Origin of the sequence: Streptomyces sp. NPDC059010 (assembly GCF_042740355.1) — a bacterium.
Lineage (GTDB): Bacteria > Actinomycetota > Actinomycetes > Streptomycetales > Streptomycetaceae > Streptomyces.
The window spans coordinates 110,217-124,589 of sequence record NZ_JBHYJA010000006.1; the positions used below are offsets into that span (position 1 = coordinate 110,217).

A 14,373-nucleotide genomic window follows, 5' to 3' on the forward strand; every position below is an offset into this window, starting at 1 on the left:
CATGGAGGCCGTGGTCGGCCTGGCAAGGAGGGATGTTGATCCGTGTTCTTCTCGTCGAGGACGCAGACCTGGTGCGCGGGGCACTCGCCGCCCTGCTCACACGTGAGAAGGACATCGAAGTGGTCCCGGGGCCGGCGGAGCACGGCCATACGGTTTCGCAGGCGCTGACGTACCGGCCCGACGTGGTCGTCATCGACGTCGACGGCGGTGAGGAGGTCGCCCTCGGCACCTCGGTGGAGCTGGCCTCGCGGCTGCCGGAGTGCCGGACCCTGCTGGTGATCGGCTCGGCGAGCCCGGACTATCTGCGGCGGGCACTGGAGCGTCGGGTCGCCGGCGTCGTCGGCAGGAACAGTCCCAGCGACATCCTGCCCCAGGGGGTTCGCAAGGTGGCGGCGGGAGAGCGGTTCATCGACCCCAGGCTGGCGCTGCTGGCGCTCTCCGCGGCGGAGAACCCGCTGACCGAGCGGGAGCGTGAGGTGCTGAGGCTGGCGGCGGAGGGTACGCCCACGCGCGAGATCGCCGACCGGCTGTCGCTGTGTGTGGGGACGGTGCGCAATCACCTGAACGCGGTCTCCAGGAAGACCGGGGCACGCAATCGGATCGACGCGATTCGGATCGCTCGGGAGTCGGGCTGGATGTAGGGGGGCGTGTGGCGGGCTCGGCCGGACACCGTCGGGCTGCGGCTCCCCCTTCCCACTCGGCGACCGTCCCGCATCAGCCGCCAGCGCCGGCGATCCCACGTCAGCCCCTCGGGGCAGTCACCCCCGCCAGGCATCAGCGCCGGGCATCGGCCCCCACCTGGTCCCAATGCCCGATCAGTTCCCGGTACAGGGCACAGTCGGTCCGCAGCTGTTCGTGCGTGCCGAGGGTGCAACGGGGGCCGTCCATGACGAGGACGAGGTCGGCGCGTAGGGCGGAGCTGATGCGGTGGGCGCAGACGATCAGGGTGGAGGGGCGGCCGGCGAAGGCCCGTTCGGCGACCTCCTCGGCGGCCGGGTCGAGGTGGCAGGTGGCCTCGTCCAGCAGGACCAGTGCGACAGGTGGCAGCAGGGCTCGGACGAGGGCGATCAGTTGGCGTTCCCCGGCCGAGAGCAGGGCCGGTTCGACGGGGGCGTCGTAGCCGCCGAGGCGTTCGACCAGCGGGGTGGCGCCGATGGCGTGGACCGCGGCGTCGAGGGCGGGCCGGGTGGCCGTCGGGTGCAGGTAGGTGAGGTTCTCGTGCAGGGTGCCGGTGAAGACGTACGCCTCCTGTGGGATCAGCACTCGGGATCCGGAGAGCCGGCTGCTGTCCAGGGAGTGGACCGGGACACCGCCCAGGCGCACGCCGCCGGCTTGCGGTTCGAGCATCCCGGCGACGATCGCGGCGAGCGTGGACTTGCCTGCGCCACTCGGGCCGACGACGGCCAGGTGGGTGCCGGGAGCGAGGGAGAGGTCGAGGTTCTGGACGACCGGTGCTGCGGACGGGGCGTAGCCGAAGGTGACGTCGTGCAGCTCGACGCGGCCGTCCGAGGGCCGAGGGCTCGCCGATGCGTCTGTCGCAGTCGCCGTCGCCCTCGCCGGAGGCGCGGCACCGTCGGCGCGGGGTCCTCCCGGCCCGGGGGCGAGCGGAGGGCTCGGCGGTTCGAGGCTCGCGGCGGCCTCCGAGGCCCCCGCCGCTTGAGGAGTACCCGTCGTCCCTGGTGCGCTCGCCCCCGCCGCCTCCAGGATCCGGCCCAGCGTGACCAGCAGCCACAGCCCGCTGCCGCCGAGCCCCTGGACGAAGCCGCGCAGGGCTGGTTGCAGGCTCTGGGAGACATAGGTCAGCGCGCCGAGGATCGCGCCGGTCGTCACACCGTTCCGTACCAGCCAGGGCGCCCCGGCCAGGATGAGCACGATCGGCAGCCAGCCGCCGACCCCGAGCGCGGCGGTGCGCAACGCGGTGAGCCGGGCCAGGGCGCGGGCCGCGCGAGCCGCCTCGTCGATGCGGGTGCCGACCCGACGGCGTACGGCATCCTCGGCGCCGCACGCCGTAATGTCCCGCAGCCCGCCGGCCACCGCGCTCACCTGCTCGGCGATGGCCTCGTCGGCGAGGACGACCGCCCGTTGCCGGGCCGCCATCGCCCGCAGGGCCAGCAGGAAGAGCACCAGCCCGGTCAGGAGGGGCGGTACGACGAACAGCAGCAGGGCGGGATCCAGCGCGGCCAGCCCGAGCAGCACGCTGACCGCCGTGACCGCGAACGTCTGCACGAACATCACGACCGCGCCGTAGGACTCGCGGGCGATCTCCACCTGCTCGGTGAGCCGTGCCACGCCCGCCGTGTCGACGGACTGGCCGGCGCGGGCGGAGCGGCGCAGTGTGCCGGTGGTGGCGAGGGTGACCAGGTCGTCGCGGAACGGCTCGACGACCCCGGCGAGTTGGAGCGTGGCCTGCCGGGTGCCCCAGGCGCCGACGAGGACGGCGCAGGCCAGCAGGCCGAGCCAGCCGAAGCCGTCGGCGCTGCGGCCGGCGAGGAAGCCGTCGTCGACGGCACGGGCGACCAGCCAGCCGGACAGCAGCGCGGGTACGGCCTCGACCAGCGACCAGCCGGTGAGCCGTAGGAAATCCCGGCGCCGTGTGCGCAGCGTGGACCGCAGCAGGGCTCCCGGCCGCGGGCTCACCCCACGCCTCCGTCGCCTTCCGGCGCCAGATCCGGGCCCCACACAGCCCGGCCACTCGCCCCGGCCTCGAACCCGGCCTCCGCTCGGAACGCGGCCCGCTGCTCCGCCTTCGCTTCGAACCCGGCCCAACACCCCGCCTCCGCCTCGAACCCAGCCTCGAACCCCGCCTCCGCCCCAACCCCGGTCTCGGCCCCCGCCCGATGCTCCGCCCCCGCCCCAACCCCGGTCTGGGCCCCCGCCCGATGCTCCGCCTCCGCCCCAACCCCGGTCTGGGCCCCCGCCCGATGCTCCGCCTCAGCACCAACCTCCGTCTCGAACCCCGCGCGATGGTCCGCCTCCGCCTCAACCCCAGCCCCGACCCCCGCCCGATACCCCACCCCCGCCCCGAAAACCGCTCGATACCCAGCCTCCGCCCACAACTCGCGATGTGTCCCCACCCCCCGCACTCGCCCCCCGTCGAGCCATACGACGACATCCGCGCGGGCCGCCGTCGAGGCGCGGTGGGTGATGATGAGGCGGGTGTGGTGGGCCAGGGGGCCGGTACCGGTCAGGGACTGGCCGATGTGGTGTTCGGTGACGGTGTCGAGGCTGGCTGTCGCGTCGTCCAGGATCAGGAGGCGGCCGCCCGGGGCGGACTGGGTGAAGGCGCGGGCCAGGCCGATGCGCTGGGTCTCGCCGCCGGAGAGCGGGGCAGCGGCGAGCCGGGTGCCGTATCCGTCGGGCATGGTCCGGATGAAGGCGTCGGCGCGTGCCGCGGTGGCCGCCGTGCGCACCTCGCCGGCGTCAGGCGTGCGGGGCCCGAAGCCGATCGCGTCGGTGTACGTGTCGCCCAGCAGCACCGGGCGTTCGAAGCCGTAGGCGACGGCGCGGCGCAGCTCCGGGCGGGCCATGGCGGACAGTGGCTGCCCGTCGAGCCGTACCTCGCCCTCGTCGGGGTCGGCCAGCCGTCCGGCCAGCGCGGCCAGCAGGGACTTGCCGGATCCGGAGCGGCCTACGACGGCGGTCAGCGCGCCGGCCGGCAGGTCCAGGTCGATGCCGTCCAGCGCGGTGCCGCCGTCGGCGGTCCGTACCGTGACCCCGTGGAACTCCAGCCGCCCGCCGCCCCCGGAGGGCAGGTGCGCGGCGCCGTACGGGACGGTCGGCTCGCCCAGTATCTCGGCGATCCGGCCCGCGGTGGCGCGTGCGAAGGCCAGCCGGTTGACCGAGGCCACCAGTGAGCTGACGCCGGTGGCCAGGAGTACGTATCCGCTCGCGGCGAGCATCTGACCCGGTGTGATGCGGCCCTGGGCGAGCCCCAGTCCGGCCACGGCCAGCACGGCGATCTCCAGCAGGGGCACGATCGCCGCGTCCCGTGCGGAGACCCGGGCGAACGCCTGCCACATGCCCAGGCCGTGGCGGTGCAGTTCGGGCAGCGGCTCAAGGACCCGCTCGGCCTCACGGGACGTGGTGCCGGCGGCGCCGATGGTGCGGATGCCGGTGAGGGCGTCGACGAGCCGGGTGGCGATGCGGCCCTGCGTGGCGAAGTAGCGGTCGTTGAGGTCGGAGACGTCGCGGACGAAGGCGCGGACCATGAGGACGACCAGCGGCAGCCCGGCCACGAAGGTGAGGCACAGCCACGGGTCGATGAGGGCGAGGGCCACGACGGCCCCGATCGGCGGGACCAGTTCGGTCACCGCCCACACCAGGCCCGACGGGGCGCTGCCGGCCCGGGCGGTGTTGCCCACCAGCCGGGCCACCAGGTCACCGGGGGTGTGCCGGCGGGCGGCGCGGGCGCCCAGGTCGAGGACATGGCCGAGCAGGGTGTGCCGCAGCCAGGCCGTGCAGCGGGCGTTGGCCAGGGCGCCCGCGTAGTCGTCCGCGGTGTCGCACACCACCAGCAGCGCGACCGTGACGGCGGTGAGCGTCAGCCACAGTGCGGTGTCACCCCGCCCGAGCACGGCGTCGACCGTGCGGCCCAGGACGGCGGGCAGAAGCACGTAGACGCACGCCAGCAGGAGGGACACGGCGGCCTGGACCCCGCCCCATGCACCGCCTCGCCGGACCGTCTCCAGGAGCAGACGGTCGGCCGCGCGTCGGTCCACCGACTGCTCCCGTCGTCGCACGGTTCAGGAGGAGGGGCGGGAGTGCCCCGGGAGGGGCGGGGGCGCGCGGTGAGCCCCCGCCTTGTCTGTCCGGACCAGACGTGTCTTTCCGGACCGGCAGACGTGTCTGTCCGAACTGGCAGAACTTGTCTGCCTGGACTAGCAGAGCAGCAGGCTCAGCCGGCTGCCTCCGCCACAACCCTTGCTGGCCCGGCTGCCCGGCGGCGGCGCGTAACCGGTCTCGGTCTCGGTTGTCAGACCCTGCAGGTCGAGGAGCGACATATGTCCTCACCTCCTCTCTCCGACTCGCGTGGGGACGGGAAGGTCATGAGCGGGCTCCAGGCCCGGGGTCAGGAACGGCAGTCCGGTGGGCCGCGAGTGGAAGGCGGCGCCCAGCGCCAGCAGGACTCCCGCGGTGCCGGTGGCCAGGTCCATGGACAGCCGTAGCAACTGCTCGCCGGGGAAGGCGAGTCGGCCGTCCAGTACGCAGGCGTGGCGCTCCAGATGGCGTACGTGGTCCGCGATCACCGGATCGCGTACGGCGGCCGTACCGGGCGCGTGGGCGCGGCTGAGGTGGAGGATCATCCCGGCCACGCCGTCGAAGAGCCCGGGTTCGATGTAGAACGACGCTCTCGCGGCCCGGCGGATCGCGTCGGCGGCGGTCGCGAACCGTTCGTCCGCGCGGTGGGTCAGGTACTCGTCGAGGACCATGCCGATGCCCACGCTGCCGTCGGCGAGATACGGCATGGTGCGCCAGCCCTCGTTCACCTCCATCGATCCGTCCGGGCGTACGAGGCAGCGGCGCAGGTCCTGGCGGAGGGCCGTGGCGGCCAGGTCGAGCAGGGCCGGGTCGCGGCTGACCTCGTACAGACGGAGGAACAGCAGCGCGGGCCCGGACGAGCCGTACATCAGCCCCGCTCTCGGATGGGCGCCGCCGCTGGTCTCGGGCACGCCGTCGGCCGGGCCGAGACGGTCGGCCACGGTCTGCGCCACCTGCTGGACGGCGTCACGGCATGCGGTGTCGCCGCGGGTGGTCGCGAAGTGCAGCAGGTTGAGCCCGATGCCGGACAGCCCGCCCTTGAGGTCCGAGGCCAGCGCCTCCCAGCGTTCGCCCAGGCACATGTCGAGGACCTGCGCGGCCTCCCCCCGGTGCCCGAGGTGGTCGAGCACGTGGGCGACGCCGTGCAGACCGTCGTAGAAGCCGAGGCGGGTGCCCGGTTCCGGGCGCAGTGCGTGCCGGACCAGCCAGTCCTCGTGGGCCGGGTGGCGTCCGGCACCGGTCGCGTCCAGCGCGTACAGCACGCCGGCCGCGCCGTGGGCCAGGTCGAGACCGCCGCCCTGGACGGTGAACTGCTCGATGTCGCCGGGGAAGAGCCGGTCGTGGCGCTCGGGTGTGGCGGCGGCCAGGATGGCGTCGGCCATCGAGTCACGGGCGCGCAGCCAGCCGGCCTGGTCGGGCTCCAGGTGGGGTCCGTCGTCCGTGCCCGTCGCCATGCCACCGTCGCCGGTGAGCGTGCGGACGGCATCGTCGAGGAACCGCCGGGGGACCGGGAACAGCCGGGCGGCCTCCCTGGCGAGCTGCCCGGCCTTGCCGCCGTCCAGGTCGATGAGGCCGGTCAGCGGCAGGAAGAGGAAGATCCGCATACAGGCCAGCGCGTACCGGTCGATGTCGAAGCCGGTGGCCCCGCTCGGGGCGATGAACCCCGGGGCCGCGAGGACCTGGTGCCCCGCCTGCGTCACGTCCGACGCGCCCTCGAAGTCGATCAGCACCACCCTGCCGTCGGGGCGGATCAGGACGTTGTACGTGTGCACGTCGCCGATCACGATGCCCCGCCGGTGGACCTCGGCGACCGCCTCCTCCACCTGCCGGTGCACATCGAGCGCCCAGGCGGTGTAGTCGGCGAAGGCCGTCGCGTCGGCGTCCAGATCGGTCGGCGGATACTTCTCGACGAACACCTCGTGCAGGGCTCTTCCCTCGATGAACTCCTCGACGAGGAAGTGGTGGCCGCCCAGTTCGAAGTGGTCGTGGAGCGCGGGTACGCAGCTCAGCCCGCGCAGCCGCTCCAGGGCCGCCCGCTCGCGCTCCAGCCGGATGACCGCGTCGGCGCCGTCGGGAGTGAGCCCCGCGTGCGGCCGGGCCTCCTTGAGGACGACGCGTTCTCCCGTGCGGGTGTCGACCCCGGCATACAGGCCACCGCCGTTGGAGAAGTGCAGCGCCCGCTCGAACCGGTAGGGCAGGTCGGCGACGGTGGTCCGGCGGCTCTCGGCGAGCTGCGACTCCAGGAACCCGGGCATCCGCACCCACTCCGGCACCTGGAAGGTGGGACCCCGGACATCGGGCACCAGCCGGCCGGAGGGGTCGGCCACCGCCTGCTCCAGGATCCCGTCGGCCGAGACGCAGTAGCGGTCCGCGAAGGCGCCGTACCGGACATAGAGCGGCCCCGCGCCCCAGCGCAGATCGCTGAGAATGTACGGCCCCTGCCAGCCGTCCAGCGCGGGGCCGAGCTCGGCGAGGATCCGCTCGCACTGGGCCTCGTCCACGGGGTAGATGGTCACGAACTTCCCGCTGGAACCCCGGTGCGCGTACTTCGCGTTGGCCAGGAACAGGGTTTCCAGGTCGGGCAGGAACTTGAAGGCGATGCGGCGCGGGACGCAGTAGTCCCACACGACGTCCAGGATCTGCTGTGCGTCGTCCGGGCAGGCCGAGGCGTGGATCTTCCAGCCCTGCGGGGGAAGTTCCGCGTCGACCGGGCGGCGGACCACCCAGTCGCCGAGCTCCTCGCGCGACCACGAGGCGGGCAGCGGACGCAGGGTCTGACGGAAGCGGCCACGCGCCCGGCCCTGGGACGGCGTGTCGTAGAACTGTGAGTGGGTGAGGCAGTAGACCTCGTACCGCTTGTCCACGGAAAGCCTCCCGCGGGGGACGGTCTGACGGATGGTCGGGCCGCCTGGCCCGCGCCTCTCACGTCCCACGATGGCAGAACTGCAGGCCAGGGACATCGATCGACTGTCATCGGCCGACCGTGAGATGTGCACGGCCCGTCTGTGCGGATCGCACGGCACCGGCCCGCGGAGTCGCAGAAGGGCTGGTCAGGCGGTCGATCAGCCGGTCGTCGGGCGTTCGGCCGGCGACCGGTCGGGCCGCCGGTCAGGCGGTCGGTGGGCAGCCGGGCAGGGCCCGTCGGCGGGCTGCCGGATAGGCGGTCAGGCGGTCGGTACACCGCTCAGGCCGCCGGGCTCGGTGCGCCGGTGCGCAGGGCCGCCACGACTCCGCCGTCGACGAGCAGGTCCGTGCCGCTGACGAAGGCCGAATCGGGACCCAGCAGGAACGCGGTCGCGGCGGCGATGTCGGCCGGTGTGCCCAGCCGGCCGGTGGCCGAGGCGTCGATCATCGAGCGCATCAACTCGCCGCTGTCGCCCGCCAGTTCCTGTCGGCCCATGGGCGTGGAGACGACACCGGGACTGATCGAGTTGATCCGGGCACCGCGCCGCCCCCACGCCCCGGAGGCCGCCTGGACCCGCAGGTGGTTGGCGCGCTTGGCGAGGCCGTAGCCGACGGCACCGGAGGTCACCTGGCCGAGGAACGGCAGATCGAGCAGTTCGTCGGCCGGGGTGTGGGCGAGCGCCCGCTCCTGCTCGGCGTCGAGCGGCGCCGCGAGATACCCGGCCATGCTGGAGATCACGACCCCCGCACCGCCCGGGGCGACGACGCGCCCGAACTCCTCCAACACCAGGGCCACGCCGAGCAGATCGACCGCGAGGATCGCCGCGGCGGCCGCCTGCACAGGGGAGAGGCCCGCGGTGTGCACGACCTCGGTGACACGGCCGAGCTGCGCCGCCCGGCCGGCGAGTGCGGCCACCGAAGCGCGGGAGGCGACGTCGACGGGTGAGGTGACGACGTCGTATCCCTCGCCGCGCAACGACTCGGCCGTGGCGCCGAGCACCTGCTCGTCGAAGTCGGCGAGCAGCACCCGCTTTCCGGCCCCCTGGCGCCTAGCGATGCTCTGCCCCATACCGCCGACACCGATGACGACCAGCACGTTCATGCTCATACGACGCTCTCCCTGTGGGCATTCATCGGCTATTACATTACGAACCGTTCCGTAATTGAAGGCTACCTCAGCCATCTACGATGGACGCCATGGAAGAGGTACGTCGGCGAGGCCGGCCCCGCAGTGCGACCGCCGACCGGGCCATCCTCGAAGCGACCCGGCAGCTGCTCGTCGAGAACGGCTACGCCGCGCTGTCCATGGAGGGCGTCGCCGCGCGGACCGGGGTGGGCAAGCCGACCGTGTACCGGCGTTGGCCCTCCAAGGGCGCCCTCGTCGCCGACGCGGTCCACCACGGGTTCCTCGCCGCCGCCCCCGGACACGGCGTCGACCCGCCCGACACCGGCGACGTCGAGACCGACCTGCGTCAATGGCTGCGCGGATACGCGGTGTTGGCCGCCGACCCCCGCCACAGCCCCCTCGTCCTGGCCCTGACCGCTGCGGCCGCGGAGAACCCGCAGGACGCCGAGGTCCTCTACCAGCAGCTCACCGGCCCCCGGCACACGGCTCTCGTGGAGCGGCTGCGCCGCGCCGTGGACGCCGGCCAAGTGCGCGCCGACGCCGACCTGGACGCGGTCGCCGACGCCGTCACCGGCGCGCTGCTCTATCAACTCCTGACGGGACATGCCGCCGAGTCGGAGCGAAGGGCCGCGGCGCTGGTCGACGTCCTGCTCGGCGGACTGCGCGCCGCACCCGGCGCGGACTGACCTCGTAAGTCGCCGTCAGCTGCGGTCAGTCCCCGTCAGTCCCCGTCAGTCCCTGTCAGTCCTCATCAGTGCTCGTTGGTCCCCGTCAGGCCTGTCAGCCCCGGTCGGCCGTCGCCGCGCCGAGTGCGGACGCGGTGACCGGGTCCGCGCCGTCGGCCGTGTCGGAAGGCCCCGCCGCCCTGCCGTCCGTGCCGTTCACATCGGGCGTGCCGTCCGTGTCCTCCGGGCCTCGCGGCCAGGGGCGCCCCGTGATGCGCTCGATGTCGGTGTTGAACTGCCGTAGATCGGCGATGAACCGGCCCAGCCGCTCGGGCGTCCAGTCGGCCACGACCGAGGACAGGCCGGTGACGATGCCCTCACGCTGCTCCGAGAGCAGCCGGTGGCCCTCCTCGGTGATACGGAACTTGCGCGCCACCCCGCCGGCCGGGTCGAGCGTGCGCTCCACCAGCCCGTTGCGCAGGAGGGCCGAGGTCTGCCGGGTGAACGTCGACGCGGCGAGTCCGAAGGCCTCGACGAAGTCCGGGATGGACATCGGGCCCTGGGTCTCCAGCCGGTTGAGGAGGACGTAGGCGCTCTGGTCCAGCGGGTCGCCGCCGCGCGGCCCCCGGGGTGCCCGCATCTCCTTGTGGCGGGTGAGGATCAGCAGTTCCCGCTCGATGCGCTCCGCGGCCTCTCGGGCGTCCACGTCGATCTCCTTCCCGGCCGCCAGGCCAACTCCTCGACCTCTCGGGCCCAGGTTCCCAGGTCCCCACCCTACGGTGAGATTGCGCCATGCATCGAAAGTGCATGATGCACTCTTGATGCATGATGCACAACGTGCGTAACGTGCCGTGCTGTGCACGCTTCCGCGTCGCTCACCCGCCTCTCACCCGCCTCTCTCCCCCCACACAAGGTGATGCAAGATGCGCGAGAACGACCTCCTGCGACTGCCGCTGCTAAGCGACAACCCCCTTGATCCGCCCGCCGAATGGGAGCAACTGCGCGGGCGGTGCCCGATGTCCACGGTCGAACTCCCCAGCGGGGACAAGGCGACCTATCTGACCCGCTACGACCACGTCAAAGCCCTGCTGTCCGATCCCCGCTTCGTCCGGCCGACCGCCGAGGACGTCGGCGCCGCCCGGATCGCCCCCGAAGGCGCGGGCGGCCCCGCCGCCGACGGAAGCAGCACCCTGGCGCTGCCCGACCGCGGCGAACCGCACCTCAAGTGGCGGCGGCAGGTGGGCAAGTACTTCACCGCCCGCCGTATGACCGCGCTGCGCCCCGGCATGGTGCGGATGGCTGAGAGCCTCGTCGATGACATGGTGCGCGGCGGACAGCCCGCCGACCTCAAGGCGTGCCTCGGCTTCCCCCTGCCCGTCTACGTCATCTGCGACATCCTCGGCGTCCCGGCCGCGGACCGGGACCGGTTCTCGCACTGGTCCGACGCCTTTCTCAACGTCAGCCGCTATTCCGGCGGCCAGACCCGGGCGGCATACGACGAGTTCGCCGGGTACATGGGCGCGCACATCGCGGCGACACGCGCCGAGCCCGGCGAGGACCTGATCAGCATGGTGATCCGGGAGAGCGAGGAGGAGGGCCACGGGCTGACCGACGACGAACTGCTCGGCACCGCCATGGGGCTCCTGGTCGCAGGGCACGAGACCACCGCGAACATGATCGGCAAGATGGTCGCCATGCTCCTCGCCGACCGCACCCGCTGGGAGCGGCTGCTCGCCGACCCGGCCCTGGTGCGCACCGCGGTCGACGAGGCACTGCGCTTCGACGCCAACCTCGGCTTCGGGCTGCGGCGTTATCTGACCGAGGACGTAGAGATCGACGTCGAGGTGCTCCCGAGCGGCACGACCGTCGTGTGCAGCATGCCGTCCGCCAACCGGGACGAGAGCGTGTTCACCGACGCCGACGACATGGTGCTGTCCCGGTCCCCGAACCCCCATCTGACGTTCGGCGTCGGACCGCACTCATGCCTCGGGCAGAGCCTGGCCCGCACCGAACTGCAGGTCACCCTCGACGTCCTACTGCGCAAGCTGCCGACCCTCCAACTGGCCGTGTCCACCCATGAGTTGAAGCGCGTCGAGGGTCTCCTCGTCGGCGGACTGCGCACGGTTCCCGTGCGGTGGTGACGGCTCTATCACCGGGAAGGAAGGCAACCGCCGTGAAACTCAGTGTGGACGAGGGCCGCTGCTGCGGCGCCGGCCAGTGTGTGCTGATCGCACCCGAGGTCTTCGACCAGCGTGACGAGGACGGCATAGTCACGCTCCTCGAACCGAGCCCCGCCGCGGACCTGCAAGCGTCCGCCCGCGAGGCGGCGGCGGTCTGCCCCGCCGCGGCCATCACGATCGACGAGCAGTAGAGGACGAAAACCAGTAGGGGCGACGACCAGTAAATAACCGGCTGCATCGACCCCGCCCGGCTCCCTAGACTCACCACGCATTCACGCGCCGCCCACCACTCGGCGGCGCGTCCTCGTGACGAGTCGAAGGGAGCCGGGCCATGCGTGACCACACCGCTGCCGTCGTCTCCCTCTGCCGGTACGAGGTGATCCTGGTGTCCTCGTCCGCCCGGTGCCCGCTGCGCGGCCGGCACCGGATGCCCGTGACGAACGCCTGATCAACACCAACTTCTGTCTACAAGCCCGCAGTTGACGGTGCCGACAGATTCCTGGTGCCCCTGTGTCTCGTACGGGAATCGCGCTGCCCCCTGTTCCGGATCATCCGAAAGGCCAAGGGCCGTGCGCACCAACGCCAACCTCAGCTCCAACCCCAACCTCACCCCCAACACCCTCGCCGTCGTCCGCAACCTCGGCATCCTCGCCCACGTCGACGCCGGCAAGACCACCGTCACCGAGCGGATCCTGTACGCCACCGGCACCACGCACAAGCGCGGCGAGGTCCACGACGGCACCACCGTCACCGACTTCGACCCGCAGGAGCGCGACCGCGGCATCACCATCTTCGCGGCGGCGGTCAGCTGCGCCTGGGACGGTCACCGGATCAACCTCATCGACACCCCCGGGCACGTCGACTTCGCCGACGAGGTGGAGCGTTCGCTGCGTGTCCTCGATGGCGCGGTCGCGGTGTTCGACGCCGTCGCGGGCGTGGAGCCGCAGAGCGAGTCGGTGTGGCGGCAGGCCGACCGGCACGGTGTGCCGAGGATCGCCTTCGTCAACAAGCTGGACCGTGCCGGGGCCGACCTCGACACGGCGGTCGCCTCGATACGGGAACGGCTGCACCCGGCGCCGCTGGTCGTGCAGTTGCCCATCGGTGCCGAGGACGGGTTCCGCGGTGTCGTGGACCTCGTACGGATGCGGGCGCTGGTGTGGGCCGACGGCGCCGACACGGCCGTGGAAGAGCCGGTGCCGGCGGAGTTGCGGGAGGAGGCGGATCGGCGTCGGCGGCTGCTGGAGGAGGCGGTGGCCGAGCTGCATGCCGGCGCGCTGGAGGAGTTCTGCGCGCGGTCGACGCTCTCGCCGGAGACCCTCGGCACAGCACTGCGCGACCTGACCCGCAGCGGCGACGGCGTGGTCGTGCTGTGCGGCTCGGCCTACCGCAACCGCGGGATCGAGCCGCTGCTCGACGCGGTCGTGGCCTATCTGCCCTCGCCGCTCGACGTACCGGCCGTGCGCGGCCCGCACGACGGTGTGGACCAGGAAAGGCCGGCCGACCCGTCGGCGCCGTTCGCGGCACTGGCGTTCAAGGTGAGCGCGACCCCGACGGGACGGCTCACGTTCCTGAGGGTGTACTCGGGCACGATCGAGAAGGGAGACACGGTGTTCGACGCGACAGCGCGGCGCACCGAGCGGATCGGACGGATCCTGCGCGTGCGGGCCGACCGCCACGCCCAGCTGGACCGGGCCGTCGCGGGCGACATCGTGGCCGTGATCGGCCTGAAGTCGGCCCGGCCCGGCGCCACCCTCTGCGCACCGGACGCGCCGCTCGTCCTCGAACCGCCCAGTGTGGCCGACCCGGTGGTGTCCGTCGCTGTCGAGGCGCGCAGGTCCACCGACACCGACAAGCTGGCCACCGCGCTGGCACGGCTGGCGGAGGAGGACCCGTCGCTGGTCGTGCGCACCGACGCCGAGACCGGGCAGACGGTGCTGTCCGGCATGGGTGAACTGCATCTGGAGGTCGCGGTGGAGAAGATCCGCCGGGACCTCGGAGTGGAGGTCAACGTGGGCCGTCCCCGGGTCTCGTACCGGGAGACGGTGGGCCGGGGCGTGACCGGTTTCGTCTTCCGGCATGTCAAACAGGACGGCGGGGCAGGGCAGTTCGCGCACGTGGTCCTGGATGTGCGGCCCGCGGAAGGCGGCTTCGAGTTCCGCTCGGCCGTGGTCGGCGGGCGCGTGCCGCAGGAGTACGTCCGTGCCGTCGAGGCAGGCTGCCGGGACGCCCTCGCCGAGGGTCCGCTCGGCGGTCACCCGGTGACCGGGCTGCGGGTCACCCTCACCGACGGGGCGACCCATGTGAAGGACTCCTCCGACACGGCCTTCCGCACCGCCGGCCGGCTCGGCCTCCGCGACGCCCTGCGCACCTGCGCGATGGTCCTCCTGGAGCCGGTCGTCGAGGTCACGGTCACCGTGCCCGAGGACGCCGTCGGCGCGGTGCTCGGCGACCTGGCGGCACGCCGGGGCCGGGTGACGGGCTCGGCCGCACGGGCGGGCGCGGCGGTCGTCACGGCGACCGTGCCCCTGGCCGAACTCTTCGGCTACGCCACCCGGTTGCGCAGCCGCACCCAGGGCCGCGGCAGCTTCACGACCCGGCCGACCGGGTACGCACCGGCACCGGTGACGACGGCGGCGCCGCGGTAGGACGGCGGGGCTCCTCCCCGTACGGGCCCCTCCCCGTACACGGGAGGGGCCCCGACCGGCAGCATCACCACGCCTACTCAGCAGGCCTTCTCAGC

At 72.8% G+C, this 14,373-nt stretch carries 10 protein-coding genes and 1 pseudogene; 5 read left to right on the top strand and 6 right to left on the bottom strand.

Annotation, left to right across the window (positions count from 1 at the left end; genetic code table 11):
- Nucleotides 1-35: 35 nt before the first annotated feature.
- Complete coding sequence (locus ACFWYS_RS08050; RefSeq protein WP_384765104.1) at nucleotides 36-641, top strand: LuxR C-terminal-related transcriptional regulator; 606 nt, start codon at nucleotides 36-38, stop codon at nucleotides 639-641.
- A gap of 133 nt (nucleotides 642-774) precedes the next feature.
- Here ACFWYS_RS08050 and ACFWYS_RS08055 read toward each other — a convergent pair whose 3' ends face one another.
- The 5 genes from ACFWYS_RS08055 to ACFWYS_RS08075 form a co-directional block, all read right to left on the bottom strand.
- The gene (locus tag ACFWYS_RS08055; RefSeq protein WP_384764843.1) at nucleotides 775-2,637 is read right to left on the bottom strand and encodes an ATP-binding cassette domain-containing protein; all 1,863 of its coding nucleotides are present in this window, start codon (nucleotides 2,635-2,637) and stop codon (nucleotides 775-777) included.
- Entirely contained in the window at nucleotides 2,634-4,718 is a 2,085-nt protein-coding gene (locus ACFWYS_RS08060) for an ABC transporter transmembrane domain-containing protein (RefSeq protein ID WP_384764845.1), read from the bottom strand. The genes ACFWYS_RS08055 and ACFWYS_RS08060 overlap by 4 nt, the downstream gene beginning before the upstream one ends.
- 159 nt (nucleotides 4,719-4,877) lie before the next feature.
- Nucleotides 4,878-5,000, bottom strand: a complete 123-nt coding sequence (locus ACFWYS_RS08065; protein ID WP_272124521.1) for a SapB/AmfS family lanthipeptide — start codon at nucleotides 4,998-5,000, stop codon at nucleotides 4,878-4,880.
- A 6-nt stretch (nucleotides 5,001-5,006) separates the two neighbouring features.
- On the bottom strand, nucleotides 5,007-7,622 hold the full coding sequence (gene lanKC / locus ACFWYS_RS08070) for a class III lanthionine synthetase LanKC (RefSeq protein WP_384764847.1): 2,616 nt from the start codon (nucleotides 7,620-7,622) through the stop codon (nucleotides 5,007-5,009).
- A 320-nt stretch (nucleotides 7,623-7,942) separates the two neighbouring features.
- Complete coding sequence (locus ACFWYS_RS08075; RefSeq protein WP_384764849.1) at nucleotides 7,943-8,770, bottom strand: SDR family oxidoreductase; 828 nt, start codon at nucleotides 8,768-8,770, stop codon at nucleotides 7,943-7,945.
- Between the two features lie 89 nt (nucleotides 8,771-8,859).
- Here ACFWYS_RS08075 and ACFWYS_RS08080 point away from each other — a divergent pair, with 89 nt between their 5' ends.
- Nucleotides 8,860-9,474 carry a TetR/AcrR family transcriptional regulator gene (locus ACFWYS_RS08080; protein WP_384764851.1) on the top strand — a complete coding sequence of 205 codons (615 nt, stop codon included), beginning with the start codon at nucleotides 8,860-8,862 and terminating at the stop codon, nucleotides 9,472-9,474.
- A 226-nt stretch (nucleotides 9,475-9,700) separates the two neighbouring features.
- On the opposite strand, the pseudogene ACFWYS_RS08085 reads toward ACFWYS_RS08080, so the two are convergent.
- Nucleotides 9,701-10,159: pseudogene (locus ACFWYS_RS08085) on the bottom strand (MarR family winged helix-turn-helix transcriptional regulator); the annotation flags it as partial.
- A gap of 217 nt (nucleotides 10,160-10,376) precedes the next feature.
- Here ACFWYS_RS08085 and ACFWYS_RS08090 point away from each other — a divergent pair.
- The 3 genes from ACFWYS_RS08090 (at nucleotide 10,377) to fusA (ending at nucleotide 14,278) form a co-directional block, all read left to right on the top strand.
- Complete coding sequence (locus ACFWYS_RS08090) at nucleotides 10,377-11,594, top strand: cytochrome P450 (protein WP_384764853.1); 1,218 nt, start codon at nucleotides 10,377-10,379, stop codon at nucleotides 11,592-11,594.
- A gap of 32 nt (nucleotides 11,595-11,626) precedes the next feature.
- Nucleotides 11,627-11,824, top strand: a complete 198-nt coding sequence (locus ACFWYS_RS08095) for a ferredoxin (RefSeq protein ID WP_384764854.1) — start codon at nucleotides 11,627-11,629, stop codon at nucleotides 11,822-11,824.
- A gap of 378 nt (nucleotides 11,825-12,202) precedes the next feature.
- The gene (gene fusA, locus ACFWYS_RS08100) at nucleotides 12,203-14,278 is read left to right on the top strand and encodes an elongation factor G (RefSeq protein ID WP_384764855.1); all 2,076 of its coding nucleotides are present in this window, start codon (nucleotides 12,203-12,205) and stop codon (nucleotides 14,276-14,278) included.
- The last annotated feature ends 95 nt before the right edge of the window (nucleotides 14,279-14,373 follow it).